11 protein-coding genes and 1 pseudogene are annotated in these 13469 nt (G+C 61.9%); 7 read left to right on the top strand and 5 right to left on the bottom strand.

Annotation, left to right across the window (positions count from 1 at the left end; all coding sequences use genetic code 11):
* The first annotated feature begins 167 nt into the window (after positions 1 to 167).
* The 6 genes from EYC95_RS08650 (at position 168) to EYC95_RS08675 (ending at position 6631) form a co-directional block, all read left to right on the top strand.
* Complete coding sequence (locus EYC95_RS08650) at positions 168 to 2618, top strand: heavy metal translocating P-type ATPase (protein WP_131059976.1); 2451 nt, start codon at positions 168 to 170, stop codon at positions 2616 to 2618.
* A 22-nt stretch (positions 2619 to 2640) separates the two neighbouring features.
* Positions 2641 to 2859 carry a cbb3-type cytochrome oxidase assembly protein CcoS gene (gene ccoS / locus EYC95_RS08655; protein WP_007905420.1) on the top strand — a complete coding sequence of 73 codons (219 nt, stop codon included), beginning with the start codon at positions 2641 to 2643 and terminating at the stop codon, positions 2857 to 2859.
* Positions 2852 to 3535: a sulfite exporter TauE/SafE family protein gene (locus tag EYC95_RS08660; protein WP_131059977.1), complete on the top strand. Its 684-nt coding sequence runs from the start codon at positions 2852 to 2854 to the stop codon at positions 3533 to 3535. Before ccoS ends, EYC95_RS08660 begins: the two co-directional genes overlap by 8 nt.
* Before the next feature lie 194 nt (positions 3536 to 3729).
* A complete protein-coding gene (hemN, locus tag EYC95_RS08665) occupies positions 3730 to 5112 on the top strand; it encodes an oxygen-independent coproporphyrinogen III oxidase (RefSeq protein WP_131060010.1) in 1383 nt (460 codons plus the stop codon).
* A gap of 156 nt (positions 5113 to 5268) precedes the next feature.
* Positions 5269 to 6003 (top strand): fumarate/nitrate reduction transcriptional regulator Fnr, encoded by a 735-nt coding sequence (gene fnr, locus EYC95_RS08670; RefSeq protein WP_131059978.1) that lies wholly within the window; start codon positions 5269 to 5271, stop codon positions 6001 to 6003.
* Positions 6004 to 6082: 79 nt separating this feature from the next.
* On the top strand, positions 6083 to 6631 hold the full coding sequence (locus EYC95_RS08675; protein WP_131059979.1) for an adenine phosphoribosyltransferase: 549 nt from the start codon (positions 6083 to 6085) through the stop codon (positions 6629 to 6631).
* Positions 6632 to 6764: 133 nt separating this feature from the next.
* On the opposite strand, the gene EYC95_RS08680 is transcribed toward EYC95_RS08675, so the two are convergent.
* The 5 genes from EYC95_RS08680 to dnaX all read right to left on the bottom strand — a co-directional run bounded on the left by EYC95_RS08680 (position 6765) and on the right by dnaX (position 12556).
* Entirely contained in the window at positions 6765 to 7913 is a 1149-nt protein-coding gene (locus EYC95_RS08680) for an acyl-CoA dehydrogenase family protein (protein ID WP_131059980.1), read from the bottom strand.
* Between the two features lie 181 nt (positions 7914 to 8094).
* On the bottom strand, positions 8095 to 8697 hold the full coding sequence (gene recR / locus EYC95_RS08685) for a recombination mediator RecR (protein WP_131059981.1): 603 nt from the start codon (positions 8695 to 8697) through the stop codon (positions 8095 to 8097).
* Between the two features lie 65 nt (positions 8698 to 8762).
* Positions 8763 to 9797: an NADP-dependent oxidoreductase gene (locus EYC95_RS08690; protein WP_131059982.1), complete on the bottom strand. Its 1035-nt coding sequence runs from the start codon at positions 9795 to 9797 to the stop codon at positions 8763 to 8765.
* A gap of 265 nt (positions 9798 to 10062) precedes the next feature.
* On the bottom strand, positions 10063 to 10401 hold the full coding sequence (locus EYC95_RS08695; protein ID WP_109628912.1) for a YbaB/EbfC family nucleoid-associated protein: 339 nt from the start codon (positions 10399 to 10401) through the stop codon (positions 10063 to 10065).
* A 67-nt stretch (positions 10402 to 10468) separates the two neighbouring features.
* Positions 10469 to 12556, bottom strand: coding sequence for a DNA polymerase III subunit gamma/tau (gene dnaX, locus EYC95_RS08700; RefSeq protein ID WP_131059983.1), 2088 nt, complete (start codon positions 12554 to 12556; stop codon positions 10469 to 10471).
* Positions 12557 to 12701: 145 nt separating this feature from the next.
* Between dnaX and EYC95_RS08705 the strand changes: the two are divergent.
* Positions 12702 to 13453: pseudogene (locus tag EYC95_RS08705) on the top strand (substrate-binding periplasmic protein).
* The last annotated feature ends 16 nt before the right edge of the window (positions 13454 to 13469 follow it).

Consider the following 13469-nt stretch of genomic DNA (forward strand, 5'->3'; position numbering starts at 1 on the left):
CAATGTGGCGAGGGGATTTATCCCCGTTCGGCTGCGAAGCAGTCGTGAAACCTGTTAGCAAAATATGACTGGAAGAATGCAGGGGGCCGCTTCGCAGCCCAACGGGGATAAATCCCCTCGCCACAGAACCTGGCCCGGTTTTAACAATTGTTTTCATGGCCACTTAGATGACCACTCAACTGCCCTGCTACCACTGCGCCCTGCCCGTCCCGGCCGGCAGCCGCTTCACCGCCGCCGTCCTCGGTGAAACCCGCGAGTTCTGCTGCCCGGGTTGCCAGGCCGTGGCTGAAGCGATCGTGGCCGGTGGGCTGGAAAGCTACTACCAGCATCGCAGCGAGTCATCGGCCAACCCCGAAGCCTTGCCAGTGCAGTTGGTGGATGAGTTGGCGCTCTACGACCGCGCCGACGTGCAAAAGCCCTTCGTGCGCCACGACGGTGAACTCGCCGAAACCACTCTGTTGATGGAAGGCATCAGCTGCGCCGCCTGCGGCTGGTTGATCGAGAAACACCTGCGCGCCTTGCCGGCGGTGGCCGAGGCACGGTTGAACCTGTCCAACCATCGCCTTCACGTGCGTTGGGCCGACGCGCAATTGCCGTTGAGCCAGGTCCTCAGCGAATTGCGCCACATCGGTTACGCCGCGCACCCGTATCAAGCAGACCGCGCCAGTGAACAACTGGCCAGCGAAAACCGTCTGGCCTTGCGCCAACTCGGTGTCGCCGGGCTGCTGTGGTTCCAGGCGATGATGGCGACCATGGCCACCTGGCCGGAATTCAACATCGACTTGAGCCCCGAGTTGCACACCATCCTGCGCTGGGTCGCGCTGTTCCTCACCACGCCGATCGTGTTTTACAGCTGCGCGCCGTTCTTCAAAGGGGCGATGCGCGATTTGCGTACACGCCACCTGACCATGGATGTGTCGGTGTCATTGGCGATCGGCAGTGCCTACATCGCCGGGATCTGGACCTCGATCACCGGGGTCGGCGAGTTGTATTTCGATGCGGTGGGAATGTTTGCGCTTTTCCTGCTGGCCGGGCGTTATCTGGAACGTCGCGCCCGGGAGCGCACCGCCGCCGCTACCGCACAGCTTGTAAACCTGTTGCCTGCTTCGTGCCTGCGCCTGAGTGCCAACGGCCAGAGCGAGCGGATCCTGCTCAATGAACTGCGCGTCGGCGATCAGGTGCTGGTGCATCCGGGCGCGATCCTGCCGGCCGACGGCAAGATCCTCGATGGCCAGTCGAGCATCGACGAATCGCTGCTGACCGGCGAGTACCTGCCACAGCCGCGCGCACAGGGCGATGCGGTCACCGCCGGCACCCTGAACGTGGAAGGCGCGTTGACCGTGGAAGTGCTGGCACTGGGTCAGGACACGCGGCTTTCAGCCATCGTCCGTCTGCTGGACCGCGCCCAGGCCGAGAAGCCGCGACTGGCTGAAATCGCCGACCGCGCCGCGCAATGGTTCCTGTTGCTCACGCTGATCGCATCCGCCTGCATCGGCCTGCTGTGGTGGGAACTGGATTCATCACGAGCCTTCTGGATTGTCCTGGCGATGCTCGTTGCAACGTGCCCGTGCGCCTTGTCGCTGGCCACGCCCACCGCCCTCACCGCCGCCACCGGCACGCTGCACAAACTCGGCTTGCTGCTGACGCGCGGTCATGTGCTGGAAGGCCTGAACCAGATCGACACGGTGATATTCGACAAGACCGGCACGTTGACGGAAGGTCGCCTGGCCTTGCGTTCGATCCGCCCTCTCGGCGCGCTCGATAGCGATCAATGCCTGAGCCTGGCCGCAGCCCTGGAAAACCGCTCCGAACACCCGATCGCTCGCGCATTTGGCCGAGCGCCACTGGCGGCCGAAGAAGTTCTCAGCATGCCGGGGCTTGGTCTTGAAGGTCTGGTCGGCACGCAACGCTTGCGTATCGGCCAGCCGGGTTTTGTCTGCGAACTCAGTGGCGCTGCTGTACCGGTGATGCCCGACGAAGCGGGCCAATGGTTGCTGCTCGGCAACAGCCAGAGCCCGCTCGCGTGGTTCGTCCTCGATGACCGTTTGCGCGCCGATGCCCCGGCGCTATTGGAAGCTTGCAAGGCGCGCGGCTGGCGCACATTGCTGTTGTCGGGCGATACCTCGCCGATGGTCGCCAGCGTGGCCGCCGAACTGGGCATCGACGAAGCCCGGGGCGGTTTGCGTCCGGACGATAAATTGCAGGTCCTGCAACAGCTGCACAAGGAAGGCCGCAAGGTGTTGATGCTCGGTGACGGGGTCAACGACGTGCCGGTGCTGGCCGCCGCCGACATCAGCGTGGCGATGGGTTCGGCCACCGATCTGGCGAAAACCAGTGCCGATGCGGTGTTGCTGTCGAACCGTCTCGACGCGCTGGTGCAAGCCTTCAGCCTGGCACGGCGCACCCGTCGGGTAATCATCGAGAACCTGCTGTGGGCCGGGCTGTACAATGGCCTCATGTTGCCGTTCGCCGCCCTCGGCTGGATCACGCCGGTATGGGCCGCGGTCGGCATGTCCATCAGTTCGTTGACCGTGGTGCTGAACGCCCTGCGCCTGACTCGCCTACCGAGCGCGCCTGCCGCCCGCACCACGCCAGAAACCCGCCCGCTGCCGGCCTGAGCCGCGCGGGCATGGAGTCCAGATGCCAGCTCTCTACGTGATGATCCCGGCCGCGCTGCTGATCGTGGCCATCGCCATTTACATCTTCTTCTGGGCCGTCGACAGCGGTCAGTACGACGACCTCGACGGCCCGGCCCACAGCATTCTGTTCGACGACCAGGACCCTAACCACAAGGCGGCCGTCGACGAGGCCAGCGGCCATCCGGCCAAACCGGACGACAAGGCACCGCCTCATGCTTGAGTTGGCGCCACTGCTGGTGTCTGCGGTGATTCTCGGCCTGCTCGGTGGCGGGCATTGCCTGGGCATGTGCGGCGGCTTGATGGGCGCGCTGACCCTGGCGATTCCCAAGGAACAACGCAGCCGACGCTTTCGACTGCTGCTGGCCTACAACCTGGGGCGAGTTCTCAGCTATGCAACGGCCGGCCTGCTGATCGGCCTGGCGGGTTGGGCAGTGGCCAATAGCCCGGCGGCGATGTTCATGCGCGTCATCGCCGGATTGCTGTTGGTCGCCATGGGCTTGTACCTCGCCGGTTGGTGGAGCGGCCTGACCCGCATCGAAAGCCTCGGTCGCGGCCTTTGGCGGCATATCCAGCCGGTTGCCAACAAACTGCTGCCGGTGTCGAGCCTGCCCCGCGCGTTGCTGCTGGGCGCGCTGTGGGGATGGCTGCCGTGCGGGTTGGTTTACAGCACGTTGCTGTGGGCGGCGAGCCAGGGCAATGCGCTGGACAGTGCGCTGCTGATGCTCGCGTTCGGGCTCGGCACCTGGCCGGTGCTGCTGGCCACCGGACTGGCGGCGGAGCGCGTCACGGCGTTGTTGCGCAAACGTGGTGTGCGCATGACGGGCGGGTTGCTGGTGATGCTGTTCGGTATCTGGACATTGCCGGGGCCGCATCAGCATTGGCTCATGGGGCATTAGATCGGCGGGGCGCCCTTCGCGGGCAAGCCTCGCTCCTACAAGGGATCGCAAACTTCTGTAGGAGCGAGGCTTGCCCGCGAAGAGGCCCTCACTGACAACACAAATCCTGACCGTTGATGCAAATCAAGATGCCCCAGCGTCGCACCCCATAGACTTGCAAACACTGCCAGCCTATCCGGGGGAATGCCCGCATGATGCTCGACGCCATTCGTTGGGACACCGATCTGATCCGCCGTTACGACCTGGCGGGGCCGCGTTACACCTCTTACCCGACTGCGGTGCAATTTGACGGACAAGTCGGCACGTTCGACCTGTTCCACGCCCTGCGCGACAGCCGCAAGGCCCTGCGCCCATTGTCGCTGTACGTGCACGTGCCGTTCTGCGCGAACATTTGCTACTACTGCGCCTGCAACAAAGTCATCACCAAGGACCGGGGCCGCGCCCTGCCCTACTTGCAGCGCCTTGAGCAGGAAATTCAGCTGATCGCCTGCCACCTCGACCCGACGCAAAAAGTCGAACAACTGCACTTCGGCGGCGGCACCCCGACCTTTCTCAGCCACGACGAACTGCGCCAGTTGATGGCTCAGTTGCGCAAGCACTTCAACCTGCTGGACGACGATTCCGGCGACTACGGCATCGAGATCGATCCTCGCGAAGCCGATTGGTCGACCATGGGCTTGCTCCGCGAGTTGGGCTTCAACCGGGTCAGCATTGGCCTGCAAGACCTCGATCCGGCAGTGCAACGGGCGGTCAATCGCCTGCAAAGCCTGGAAGAAACCCGCGCCGTGATCGACGCCGCCCGGACCCTGCAATTTCGCTCGATCAACATCGACCTGATCTACGGCCTGCCGAAGCAGACACCGGAAAACTTCGCCCGCACGGTCGACGAAGTCATCGCGCTGCAACCGGATCGGCTTTCGGTGTTCAACTACGCGCACCTGCCGGAACGCTTCATGCCGCAACGGCGAATAAACAGCAACGAACTGCCGACGCCGGCGCAGAAACTGGAAATGCTCCAGCGCACCATCGAACAGCTGACCGCTGCCGGTTACCGCTACATCGGCATGGACCACTTCGCCCTGCCCGACGACGAGTTGGCGATTGCCCAGGAAGAATCGACCCTGCAGCGCAACTTTCAGGGCTACACCACTCACGGTCATTGCGATTTGATCGGCTTGGGGGTGTCGGCAATCAGTCAGATCGGCGACCTCTACTGCCAGAACAATAGCGACCTGAACCAGTACCAGAATGCCCTCGCCGTCGCGCAATTGGCGACCAGCCGCGGCCTGAAATGCAACGCCGACGACCGCGTGCGGCGGGCGGTGATTCAGCAGTTGATCTGTACGTTCACCCTGGAGTTCGCGGACATCGAACAGGCCTTCAACATCGATTTTCGCGGTTACTTCGGTGAACTGTGGCCTCAGCTACTGACCATGGCCGATGACGGATTGATCAGCCTCGACAACGATCGGATCAGCGTACTGCCCGCCGGTCGCTTGTTGGTGCGCTCGGTGTGCATGGTGTTCGATGCCTATTTGCAACAGCACAATCACCAGCGGTTTTCCCGGGTGATCTGATGGCCGTGAAACCTTGCACGAGTTCGGATGCAAGGTTATTGGCCGCCGACCGCGGCCCTTTATCACCATGCGACAAAAACGGCACAAACTGGCCTGAATGTCCTCCCGTGAGTTACCCTTACGGCTTATGTGTGTTTTCCCACAAGGATTGAAGAAATGTCCGAGCCAGTAAAGCTGCGCGCTCACAGTCAGGCCCATTGCAAGGATTGCAGCCTGGCCCCCCTCTGCTTGCCACTTTCTCTGAATCTGGAAGACATGGATGCGCTGGACGAGATCGTTAAACGTGGGCGTCCGCTGAAAAAAGGCGAGTTTCTGTTCCGCCAGGGCGACACCTTCGATTCCGTTTATGCAGTCCGCTCCGGCGCCCTCAAGACCTTCGGCCTTAGCGATGGCGGTGAAGAACAGCTCACCGGTTTCCACTTGCCGAGCGAACTGGTCGGCCTGTCGGGCATGGACACGGAAAAGCACCCGGTCTCGGCGCAAGCCCTGGAAACCACGTCGGTGTGCGAAATCCCCTTCGAACGCCTCGACGAACTGGCCCTGCAACTGCCGCAACTGCGCCGTCAGCTGATGCGTGTCATGAGCCGCGAGATTCGCGACGATCAACAAATGATGTTGCTGCTGTCGAAGAAAACCGCCGACGAGCGCATCGCCACGTTTCTGGTCAACCTCTCGGCACGTTTCCGCGCCCGGGGTTTCTCGGCCAACCAGTTCCGCCTGAGCATGTCGCGCAACGAAATCGGCAATTACCTGGGCCTGGCGGTGGAAACCGTTTCCCGGGTGTTCACGCGCTTCCAGCAAAACGAGCTGATCGCCGCCGAAGGCAAGGAAATCCATATCCTCGACCCAATCCAGCTCTGCGCACTGGCCGGTGGCTCACTCGAAGGCTGACGGCAACAATTGCGGCTGAGCGAAACGGTTCAGCCGCCGTTATACTGCGACGTTTGCAGCCTGCCAGGACACTTCGACGATGGTCTTCGACTCCTTCGACATCAAATCCCTGATCCGCCCCGTGATCGACTTCCCCAAGCCGGGCGTTATCTTTCGCGACATCACGCCGTTGTTCCAGTCGCCTACGGCCCTGCGCCTGGTGATGGACAGCTTCGCTCATCGTTATGTCGAAGCAGACTTTACGCATATCGGCGCGATGGATGCCCGTGGTTTCCTGATCGGCTCGGTCCTGGCCTATCAGCTGAACAAGCCGTTGGTGCTGTTCCGCAAGCAAGGCAAACTGCCAGCCGACGTGCTGGCCGAGGGCTATGCCACCGAATACGGCGAAGCCTTCCTCGAAGTGCACGCCGACAGCCTGTGCGAAGGTGACTCGGTGGTGATGTTTGATGATTTGATCGCCACCGGCGGTACGCTGATTGCGGCGGCGAACCTGATTCGGCGCATGGGCGCGCGGATTCATGAAGCGGCGGCGATTATTGATCTGCCGGAGCTGGGTGGGTCGCAGCGGCTGAAAGAGATGGGGATTCCGACTTTTTGCCTGACGCAGTTTGCATTGAGCGAGAAGTAAGCGGCGTCCTCACTGACGCCTTCGCGGGCAAGCCTCGCTCCTACAAGATTAGAGTTGTGTCGAAAATTCGGCCCTAACAGAAATTCGTAGGAGCGAGGCTTGCCCGCGAAAGCGTCAGCCGCCACACCCAGGATTAAAGCCCCATCTGTTTACTGATGATCTCGTTCATCACTTCCCGCGTCCCGCCACCAATCGACAGAATCCGGTTATCCCGATACAGCCGCTCCACCAGACTCTCGCGCATGTAACCGAGACCGCCGAGGATCTGCACCGCATCCGTCGTAATCCGGTCAGCCGTGTCGGTGGCGAAATTCTTGGCCATGGAAATCTCCTTGATCACGCTCTGCCCCGCCGCCATTTTCGCCGCCTGACGGTAAGTAAACTCCCGTGATACCTCCAATGCCGTGGCCATTTCCGCGAGGCGGTGTTTAAGCACCTGGAACTTGCCGATGGGTTTGCCAAAGGCTTCGCGCTGACGCGCCCATTTCAGGCTTTCCTCCAGCGCCAGCTGCGCCGTCATGTTGGCCATCAACGCCAGCGCCAGGCGTTCGCTCTGGAAGTTGCCCATGATGCAGGCGAAGCCCATGTTCTCGGCGCCGATCAGATTTCCCACAGGCACCCGGCAATCGTCGAAGAACAATTCGGCCGTGTCCGACGCCCACCAGCCCATTTTCTTCAACTGACGACCGACGGTGAAACCGGGCGTGCTCTTTTCGATCAGCAGCAGACTGATGCCTCCGAAACCCGGCTCGCCCGTGCGCACCGCAACGGTGTAGAAATCGGCGCGGACGCCACTGGTGATAAAGGTCTTACTGCCGCTGACCCTGTAAAAGTCGCCGTCACGCACAGCACGGGTTTGCAGATTGGCCACATCGGAGCCGCCGCTGGGCTCGGTGACGGCCAGGGCGCTGATCTTCTCGCCGGCCAGCACTTGCGGGACGACACGATCACGGACTTCAGGCCTGGCCCATTTGAGAATCGGCGGCAGTCCGATGTCCAGTGAACCGAGGCCGGCCACCAGACCGCCGGAACCACAGCGCATCAGCTCTTCGCTGGCAGCGACCTTGGCGAAGAGATCACCTTCGTGGCTGCCGCCCAGGGATTCGGGATAGCCAATGCCCAAAATCCCCGCCATACCGGCCTTGAGATAGAGCTCGCGGGGAAAGCTTTCAGCTTCTTCCCACTGATCAATGTCCGGAAGAATCTCACGCTCGACGAAACGTCTGACGCTGTCGCGGACCAATTGGTGGCTGGGATCGAAGTATTCCTGAAAGGCAGGCATCGGCGAGCTCCACTGAAGGTTCAGCGAAGTTAACCGAGCGCTTGCTTGGTTTTCAATAGAATTGTGTGAATCAGATAGACCGAGGCGCGGCCTTCGCGGGCAAGCCTCGCTCCTACAGAAGGGCCGGTGACCCTGTAGGAGCGAGGCTTGCCCGCGAAGGCGTCAGTGCAGACACCACAAATTACAAAGCGATCGGCTTACGCCCCGCAAACGAATGCGCCAATGTCCCGCCATCCACCAGTTCCAGCTCACCCCCCAACGGCACCCCGTGGGCGATACGCGAAGCAACCAGGCCTTTATTGCTCAGCAACTGGGCGATGTAATGCGCCGTCGCCTCACCTTCCACGGTCGGGTTGGTGGCCAGGATGACTTCAGTAAATGTGCCTGCCTCTTCGATCCGCGCCAGGAGCTGCGGAATACCGATGGCCTCCGGCCCCAGCCCGTCGAGCGGCGAGAGATGTCCCTTGAGCACAAAGTAGCGACCCCGGAAACCGGTCTGCTCCACGGCGTACACATCCATCGGACCTTCCACCACGCAGAGCAAGGTGTCATCACGACGAGTATCGGAACATTGCGGGCAGAGGTCGTCTTCGGTCAGCGTGCGGCATAACCGGCAATGGCCCACCCCTTCCATCGCCTGGCTCAGTGCCGACGCCAGTCGCGAACCACCGCTGCGATCACGCTCAAGCAGTTGCAGCGCCATGCGCTGAGCAGTTTTCTGACCGACACCCGGCAAAATTCGCAGGGCATCGATCAGTTGGCGAATCAAAGGGCTGAAGCTCATGGGGAAACGTCCGACAAAACAACGAGACGCGGTTTATACCCGCGCCTCGGATTAGCGTCAATTATTCAGTCCTGAGCGACCCGAACCACCAGTTTGCCAAAGTTGCGTCCTTCCAGCAGACCGATGAAGGCCTCGGGTGCATTTTCAAGGCCATCGACCAAGTCTTCGCGGAACTTGACCTTGCCGTCTCGCACCCACGGCGCCATGGCGCTGACGAACTCCGGCTGACGATCACCGTAGTCGTCGAACACGATAAAGCCCTGGATTCGTACGCGCTTGGTCAGCAACGTGCGCTGCAATTGCGGCAGGCGATCCGGGCCGGTCGGGGCTTCGTGGGCGTTGTAGGAAGCGATGAGGCCGCACAGTGGAATCCGCGCCTTGGCATTGAGCAGCGGCACCACCGCGTCGAACACCTTGCCGCCGACGTTTTCGTAGTAAATATCGATGCCCTCGGAGCACGCCTGCGCCAGTTCATCGGCGAAGCTCGGGCTCTTGTGGTCGACGCAGGCATCGAATCCCAATTCCTCCACCACGTAGCGGCATTTTTCCGCGCCGCCCGCCACGCCAACCACGCGCAGGCCTTTGATCTTCGCCACCTGGCCGACCACCGAGCCCACTGCGCCCGAGGCGGCCGCGACCACCAGGGTTTCGCCAGCGTTGGGCTGGCCGATATCCATCAGGCCCATGTACGCGGTCATGCCCGGCATGCCCAGCACACCCAGGGCCATTGATGGGGTCGGCAAACCGCTCGGCACCGGAATGATGTTGCGGCCATCGCTGATGCTGTGGCTCTGCCAACCGGTGGCGCCCACCACTACGTCGCCTTCGTGGAACTTCGGATTCAGCGAGCGCTCGACGCGGCTGACAGCGCCACCGGTCATCACCTCGCCGATTTCTACCGGCGCGGCGTAGGACGGCGCGTCACTCATGCGACCGCGCATGTAGGGGTCCAGCGACAGGTATTGAGTCTTGAGCAGGACCTGGCCGTCGGCCAGGTCTGGCAACGCGACCCGCTCCAGGCGGAAATTCTCCGGCGTCGGCGCACCTGTAGGGCGGGACGCCAGGACGATACGTTGGTTGAGGGTCAATGCGTCTGGCATGTGAGCGTCTCCTTTGATCGATGAATTCGGCGGTATAGGGGAGCAGACCTTTGTGGTGGCAGGGCGTTCGATGTTTCGTCAGTTGTGCCGAGGTGAATTCTTCGCGGGCAAGCCTCGCTCCTACAGGAGTTCGCGATCCCATGTATGAGCGAGGCTTGCCCGCGAAGGCTGCCTAACGGGCACCGTGTTTCCAACTGGCAGAAACAAAAATGCCAGGCGCGATGCCTGGCATTTTTTTGTAGCTCATTCGATACGCTTTGGCGAATCAGAACGGCAGTTTCATACCCGGCGGCAGTTGCATGCCAGCGGTCATGTTGCCCATCTTGTCCTGGCTGTTGGCTTCGATCTTGCGCACGGCGTCGTTGACGGCGGCAGCGAACACCGCTTCCAGCATCTCTTTGTCGTCTTCGCTCAGGCCTTCAACCAGGCTTGGGTCGATGGTCACGCGCTTGACGTCGTGACGACCGGTCATCACCACGGTGACCATATCGCCGCCGGCTTTACCGGTGACTTCGGCGTTGGCCAGTTCTTCCTGCATCTTGGCCATTTTTTCCTGCATCTGCTGCGCCTGCTTCATCAGGCCGGCCATGCCACCTTTCATCATGGGAATCACCTCAAAAGTACTTGGATTTAAACAGCGCCCGGCCCTTGAGGCCGAACGCCTTCAGTTATTAGCCCTGACTGACCAGGGCTTCGACAGGTTCAATAGTATCGTTACGGACCACCGCACCGAACTGCTGCATCATTTGCTGGATGAACGGATCACCGTGGATTGACTCCTCGGCCTCGCGCTGACGGTTGACGCGGCGCCGAGACGCGGCCTGGGCCGGGGTTTCCTGCTCAGGCTTGATCAGCTCCATGGTCAGGGTCAGCGTACGCCCGTGAAACTGGTTCAAAGCATCGTTGAGACGACGTTGCTGGGTCGCATTGAACAAGGCGCTGTGGGCCGGGTCCAGGTGCAACAGCCAGTTGTCGCCATCGACAGCGATCAGGGTGCAGTTGGCGGCGATGCTGCCGGTCATGCCCGAGATCGGCAATTTCGGGAACAGCTCCAGCCATTGCAGGGCCAGACCGGTGGCGGGCATGGCGGCCGGCTCAGGCTCGGGTTCCGGCGCGGGTTCGGCGGCGTGTTCGCTGGCCAGTTCATCGAGGTAGCTGTAAGCCGAATCCATGTCCGGCTCGATGTAATCTTCGTCCAGCGGCGGCTCGTCATCCAGGTCCACGCCCGGCGTGGCGGCGTCGACGTCGGCCACCGACGGCTCCGGGATCGGCGCCGCGGCCCACTCCGGCGCGTCCGGCACCACGCTGTCAGGCGTCGGCAACGGCATGGGCGGCAGATCGGGTTGTTCGCTGGCGGTTTCCAGAACCGGCTCGACGGCGGGTTGCTGGACGGGCTCCGGCTCGACCGGGTCATTCCACGGCAAGTCGACCACCGCTTCGACCGCGACAGGCTCAACCACAGGCTCGGCCATGACAACGGGCGCAACCGGTTCAGGCTCTGGAGCAGGAACCGCCGCAGCGACGGGTTCAGGCACAGGCGCAGGGGCAACGGGGGCAACTGCCGCAGCGACTACCGGCGCCACAACCGGTGCGGCAGCCACTGAATTTGCGGAATCAACTGTGGCCTGGCTGATCCCCACTGGCTTTAGCGGTTGCCTCGGGGCGTCCGCGGTGTCCGCCGGTCGGAACGCGAGCATTCGCAGCAAGACCATTTCGAAGCCACCACGGGGGTCCGGCGCCAGCGGCAAGTCGCGGCGGCCGATCAGGCCCATCTGGTAATAGAACTGCACATCTTCGGCCGGCAGTGCCTGGGCCAGTGCCAGCACCCGATCGCGGTCGCCGTGACCGTTGTCGACGCCTTCAGGCAACGCCTGGGCGATGGCGACACGGTGCAGCACGTTGAGAATTTCCGAGAGCACGCCGTTCCAGTCCGGGCCTTGTTCGGCCAGATGGCGGACGGCTTCGAGCAAGGCCTTGGCGTCGCCTTCGATCAACGAGTGCAGAACGTCGTAGACCTGACCATGGTCGAGTGTGCCGAGCATCGCCCGCACGTCGGCGGCCATGACCTTGCCTTCACCGAAGGCGATGGCCTGGTCGGTCAGGCTCATGGCGTCACGCATCGAGCCGTCGGCGGCGCGGCCCAGCAGCCACAGTGCATCGTCTTCGAACGGCACGTTCTCGACGCCCAGCACGTGGGTCAAATGCTCGACCACGCGTTCCGGGGTCATGTTCTTCAGGGAGAACTGCAAGCAACGCGAAAGAATGGTTGCAGGAAGTTTCTGCGGGTCGGTCGTCGCCAGGATGAACTTGACGTAGGGCGGCGGTTCTTCAAGGGTTTTCAACAGCGCATTGAAGGAATGGCTGGAGAGCATGTGCACTTCGTCGATCAGGTAGACCTTGAAGCGCCCGCGGCTCGGCGCGTATTGCACGTTATCGAGCAGCTCACGGGTGTCTTCGACCTTGGTCCGGCTCGCGGCGTCGATCTCGATCAGGTCGACAAAGCGGCCTTCATCGATCTCGCGGCACACCGAACACTCGCCGCAGGGCGTCGAAGTGATACCTGTTTCACAGTTCAGGCATTTGGCGATGATGCGCGCGATGGTGGTCTTGCCGACCCCGCGCGTACCGGTGAACAGGTACGCGTGGTGCAGCCGCTGGCTGTCCAAGGCATTGATCAGAGCCTTGAGCACATGGGTCTGGCCGACCATTTCGCGGAACGAGCGCGGACGCCATTTACGTGCAAGAACCTGATAACTCATCGAAAACCGTCGCAACGAAGGAACAGAAGCGGCTAATGCTAGCGGAGCAAGGCCAAAATTGCATCCGGCGCGCTCGTCTAATCTGGCTGAGATGCACTTTGCGGGGCTTTTAATCGGCTCAGGTTTGCGATGTACCGGAGCGTTTATGCGTTTTGCCTCGGGGGCACCGCTGTGGATAAGCCTGGACGTCGCCGCCGCCGAAGCGCCGCTGCGTTTCGTGGTGCCCGACAGTTGGGCGATGCCGATGGTGCAGCTGGAGCGCGGGCAAGTGACCCAAGGCATCCTGTTCGACGTGATGCTGAGCCTCGCGACCCAGGTCGGCGTGCCGGCCGAATTCCATGTACTGCCGCGGGCCCGGGTGCAAAACGCCATGGAACACGGCGAGGTCGATGTCCGCTGCTATGCCGCGCAGTCCTGGTTGCCGAATCAGTCCGGAGACTACATCTGGAGCATTCCGCTGTGGTTTCAGCGCGACATGCTGATCAGCCGGCAAGATCCGCAGCCCTCGGTGGTGCCTGCGAGCTTGTCGCGACAACCCATCGGTACCGTGCTCGGTTACTCCTACCAACGCTGCAACCGCTGTTCGATGCCGACCGACTGCACCGCGAAGACGCGCGCAACCAGGAACAGGTGCTGGAAAAACTCCACGCGGGGCGCTATCGCTATGCCGTGAGTAACCAATGGACACTGGACTGGTTCAATCAACGCCTGTTGCCCGGCCAGCAACTCAAAGGCGTGGCGGTGTTGCAGGAACAAATTGTGGGGTGCTACGTGCGCAACGACCCCAAGGTGCCGGTGCAACGTATATTGCGCACGTTGCTGCGGATGAAAATGTCGGGGGAGATTGATGACATTATCCGGCTCTATATTGGAAACGAACCCGAAGCCAACCCATAACCTGTGGTGATCACAA

The organism is Pseudomonas sp. BGI-2, from assembly GCF_004310295.1.
Taxonomy (GTDB): Bacteria; Pseudomonadota; Gammaproteobacteria; order Pseudomonadales; family Pseudomonadaceae; genus Aquipseudomonas.